This window comes from Prevotella sp. C0209C1 (assembly GCF_056583855.1).
The window spans coordinates 1-4573 of the sequence record NZ_JBWPJP010000056.1 but is presented as its reverse complement, the minus strand read 5'-3'; the positions used below and the strand labels follow the sequence as shown (position 1 = coordinate 4573).

At 29.9% G+C, this 4573-nt stretch carries 4 protein-coding genes and 1 tRNA gene; 1 reads left to right on the top strand and 4 read right to left on the bottom strand.

Going from position 1 to position 4573, the window contains the following annotated elements; genetic code table 11:
* Positions 1-185: 185 nt before the first annotated feature.
* The 4 genes from AC1DCD_RS10025 to AC1DCD_RS10010 all read right to left on the bottom strand — a co-directional run bounded on the left by AC1DCD_RS10025 (position 186) and on the right by AC1DCD_RS10010 (position 2477).
* Positions 186-259, bottom strand: a tRNA-Asp gene (locus AC1DCD_RS10025).
* A gap of 74 nt (positions 260-333) precedes the next feature.
* Positions 334-873 carry a GNAT family N-acetyltransferase gene (locus tag AC1DCD_RS10020; RefSeq protein WP_008448663.1) on the bottom strand — a complete coding sequence of 180 codons (540 nt, stop codon included), beginning with the start codon at positions 871-873 and terminating at the stop codon, positions 334-336.
* 480 nt (positions 874-1353) lie between these two features.
* Positions 1354-1962, bottom strand: coding sequence for a recombination mediator RecR (gene recR, locus AC1DCD_RS10015; protein WP_464641352.1), 609 nt, complete (start codon positions 1960-1962; stop codon positions 1354-1356).
* A gap of 17 nt (positions 1963-1979) precedes the next feature.
* Positions 1980-2477 carry an outer membrane beta-barrel protein gene (locus AC1DCD_RS10010; protein ID WP_019036917.1) on the bottom strand — a complete coding sequence of 166 codons (498 nt, stop codon included), beginning with the start codon at positions 2475-2477 and terminating at the stop codon, positions 1980-1982.
* A gap of 191 nt (positions 2478-2668) precedes the next feature.
* Here AC1DCD_RS10010 and AC1DCD_RS10005 point away from each other — a divergent pair, with 191 nt between their 5' ends.
* A complete protein-coding gene (locus AC1DCD_RS10005; RefSeq protein ID WP_464641354.1) occupies positions 2669-4378 on the top strand; it encodes a glycoside hydrolase family 10-like protein in 1710 nt (569 codons plus the stop codon).
* Positions 4379-4573 lie beyond the last annotated feature (195 nt).

The window sequence follows — 4573 nt, the reverse complement described above, 5'->3', positions numbered from 1 at the left end:
AAGATAACAAATACTTATGAAATTATGTGCCTGAGAGGAGAGGGCTTGCAACTGGGTTTTACGACTGACCCATAATAATTAGGGTATGATAAGTAGTATGAATTAAAAAGACCATAACTTAGAAAAGGCTATGGTCTTTTTAATATTTTATTATTTAATCTCTAATGTTTTTAGAGAACTTTCAGCGGTGTGTACGAGACTCGAACTCGTGACCTCCTGCGTGACAGGCAGGCATTCTAACCAACTGAACTAACACACCAAAACTAAAACCTCAAGGTGTTAATCCCTTTTTGCGAGTGCAAAGTTACTGTTTTTTTTTTATTCTACAAATATTTAAACGATATTTTTTTTATGAAAGATATATTGTAGAATTATAGCATCTATATAATCATTATTTATAAACAGCCATTGCTTTAACACTGCACCTTTTATAAAACCAACTCTTTGCAAGCATTGTAAACATGAATAATTATTTTTATCTACAATAGCATAAACCTGATTTAAGTGTAAATATTTATAAGCATAATGACAAATTTCTTTGATAACAGCTTGTCCTATACCTTTATTACGATAGGCTTCTAAGAGAATTATTCCTAATTCAGCACGGCGATGTGTAGGATCAAAGTTAACCAAATCTACCATACCTATAGTTTCTTTTAGCTCTGTTTCTATAATTAAACGTACTTGTCCATCTATATAAATATCGTTGTTAGAAGTGGCTATATAATTACGCAACACATATTTACTGTAAGGAACATTTGATGCGCCAAATTTCCAAAGAGAACTATCATTTTCTATAATATACAAAAAATCAAGATCTTCAGGCTCTAATGCACGCAATGTATACTGATGATCGTTAATCTTTATATTCATAAAATTATAAATAAAATTATAGCTTTTCCTTATCTAAATTACATTCGTGCACACATCTTTTCTTTGAAGGAAATATAAAAACTATACTTAATAATAGGATCAAAGATAAATAAAAGAAGCTAACCTCAAAACCAAATAAATAATAATAAAATAGATTTAAAATCATAGGAAAACAAAGTAGCCATATTCTAACACTACCCCAGCATAATAATGTGCTTATAACCTTTGGGTTAGAAGATAATAGCTGGTTTTTAATAAAAGGAAATCTAAATAAATAAAGAGCAAAAGGTATTACTGCTATGGTTAATAGTTGCATAATAAATTGGGCAATTATAAGGCAATTATAATGCTCTTTATCAGATATTAGACCAGGTGAAAGTAAATTAGTTTCGAAAAGCACTACAATAAACAAACCTATTATTAAAAGACCTAATAATTCGCTTAATAATATTTTCCTAACCTTTTCCATTGTTTTTATTCTTAATTATCAAAAGGAGTACGATTGACAATACTTCTTCCCAAAGTTACCTCGTCGGTATATTCTAATTCATCACCAACAGATATTCCACGAGCTATAACAGATAACTTTATATTAAATTTTTTTATTTTTCGAGATATATAAAAGTTAGTTGTATCACCTTCCATGGTGCTTGCTAATGCAAAGATAACTTCTTTTATACTTCCACTACGTACACGCTCTACAAGTGAATCTATTTCAATATCGTTTGGACCTACTCCGTCCATAGGCGAAATAATACCACCAAGAACATGATATAAACCAGAAAACTGTTGTGTGTTTTCTATAGCCATCACATCTTGAATATTTTCTACTACACATACAATACTTTTATCACGGTGAATATCCGAACATATTGGGCAAAGGTCAGTATCAGAAATATTATGGCATACTTTACACGACTTTATGTTATGCTTCATCAAAGTTATTGCATTAGAGAATTCATCCACCCGACTCGTCGATTGACGAAGCAGGTGGAGAACTAATCGGAGAGCCGTTTTACGACCTATACCAGGAAATTGAGAAAACTCATTAACAGCTTTCTCTAATAATAAAGAATGAAATTCTTGCATCCTTTTTATTTTCTATCTTAATCATCAAATAAGTATATACCTAAACCTATCTTTAAACCTACAGTAGAATAATCTGCATTCTTAAAAGACCTATCATAATATAGTGCAGGCTCGATAGTAACAGAACGATTAAGGAAAAAAGCATATCCTACTTCAGCACCAGGTTTTAAATCGTTATAATTAATATTCTCATGGGTGAACTTAACATTCGCACCAAGATACAGACCATTTTGTGTAATATAAAAACGACCGCCTACACCTACAGTGAAATGATCAGCTACAGTATCAGAACCATTATGCTCTGCACTAATATGTCCTAAAACCATCAAATTGTCTCTTAAAAAATAACCTGCTTTACCTTCAAGGCCTATGTTTAAACCATACTTGCTATTATGGTGAATATCTAAGCCTGTGAGCGATGCACCTAAATAACCCTTACCTTCTTGAAACTGAGCAAACGCTCCTAAGCTCAACATGGAAACTACCATGATAATCATCAATCTTTTAATCATCATATTCATATTTTATTTTATTATAAAAAAATAGTATCTATATAAATCTAATTGTAGAGAACATATATTTTGACAAAGATAAATAAAATATATAGAATACAAAAATAATTGCATATCTTTGTAACCTATTTATGTTTTTTTTCTGTTATTTACATCTAAAAAACAAGTATTTACATTGTTCTTATAATTAATATATGTATAATAAAATATTTATTTCCTTTATTTTTGCGCTAACAAGCTTCAAAAGCATGGCACAAACCTTTTCTGATACAATATCTTATATTCATTCACCTAAGAGAGAAACTAGGGCAGTATGGTTAACAACTCTTGCTAATCTTGACTGGCCGAAGACTTATGCTAATTCTTTAAAGAATATAGAGTATCAAAAGATGGAGTTAATATCTATCCTTGATAAATATCAGCAAGCTAACATAAATACTGTATTGTTACAAACTAGAATACGTGCTACTACTATTTATCCTTCTGCTATAGAGCCATGGGACAGATGTATTACAGGTGTAGAAGGGAAAGCTCCAGAAAATGGCTACGATCCTTTAAAATTTGCAATAGAAGAATGTCATAAACGAGGAATGGCTATACATGCATGGATAGTATCTATACCTGCAGGAAACAAAAAGTCGATTGGGGTAAAACAACTTAAAAAGAAAGGACTTAAATTACATTACATTTCAAAAGAGGCATACCTAGATCCTGCAGATGGCAATGTTTCTCATTATTTAGCAAAAATATGTACAGAAATGGTAAGGCATTATGATGTAGATGGTATAAATCTTGATTACATTCGTTATCCTGATTCATGGCATAAACCAACAAGTAAATATGGAGATAGGTCAAATGACCGATGTGCACAAATAACAAAGATTGTGCATACTATTCATGATCAAGTAAAATTTATAAAACCTTGGGTAAGAATATCATGTTCGCCTATAGGAAAATATGCTGACTTAAAACATTATTCTTCTAAGAATTATAATGCTCGCGACCGTTTTTCACAAGAAGCACAAGAATGGTTACGTTTAGGACTAATGGATCAGCTTTATCCTATGCAATATTTTCGTGGTAATAATTACTATCCTTTCCTTGCTGATTGGAATGAAAATAGATGTCAAAAAGAAATTATTTCAGGAATAGGCACTTATCTCCTTAGTCCTAAAGAAGGAAGTTGGACACTTAATGAAGTAAAGCGGCAAATGAATATTAGTCGTAGTTTAGGAATAGGACAAGCTCACTTTAGGTCGTTTTTTCTTACTAATAATACACAAGGAATACTTGATTATGAAAAATTATTTAATATTAGTCCTGCCATTCCTCCTGTTTTGTATGGTTATAAATATAATATAGCTGCTCCTTCATATTATAATAACAATAACAATTTAATAATTTCAGATAAAAATAGTAGTATTAAGATTTTAAAATGGAAAGGAACTTCACCTTATTATAATATATATGCAAGTAAAAAATTTCCAGTAGATATTAATAAATCTGAAAATTTATTATACACTAAGTTTATAGGCAAGTCTTTAGTTTTAAAAGATCCTTCGATGCAAAGAAACTTTCATTTTGCTATAACTGCTATGGATAGGTATGATAATGAAAGTGTTGCATTGCAAGAAAATATTAAAGAACAATCATCACCATTTTTCTCCACATTATTAACTAATGATAATAATAGGGTAATTCTACCATATAAGTTGGCAGCTTTTAAGATAAACTACTATATAGTAGAAACTCTACAAGGAAATATTATTCAACAAATATCTTATAATCCTAAAGTTAATTATGTATTAATAGCTCCTTTACCTAATGGAATGTACAGGCTAAAAGCAATGTTTCCAAATTATAAGTATTCTGTAAATATAGGTTTTTTCCTTATAAACAATTAACTTTCTGTGAGGTCGAGCTTTTTTTAAAACATTATATTTTTGCGATACTTTAATAGTATTATATAGTTATAATATTTTACCACATCTATTGTAAATAGTTTGAATACTGATAAATTATTTTTAAATAGTCGTCCCTTAAAAACTATATTTCAGCATAAAGTTTGTATTGACAAGCTTTATGCTGATTCTTTTTAT

Bases quoted from the DNA above. Each gene is read 5' to 3' on its own strand.
- AC1DCD_RS10020 (WP_008448663.1), bottom strand. From the start codon at position 873: ATGAATATAAAGATTAACGATCATCAGTATACATTGCGTGCATTAGAG.
- recR (WP_464641352.1), bottom strand. From the start codon at position 1,962: ATGCAAGAATTTCATTCTTTATTATTAGAGAAAGCTGTTAATGAGTTT.
- AC1DCD_RS10010 (WP_019036917.1), bottom strand. From the start codon at position 2,477: ATGATGATTAAAAGATTGATGATTATCATGGTAGTTTCCATGTTGAGC.
- AC1DCD_RS10005 (WP_464641354.1), top strand. From the start codon at position 2,669: ATGTATAATAAAATATTTATTTCCTTTATTTTTGCGCTAACAAGCTTC.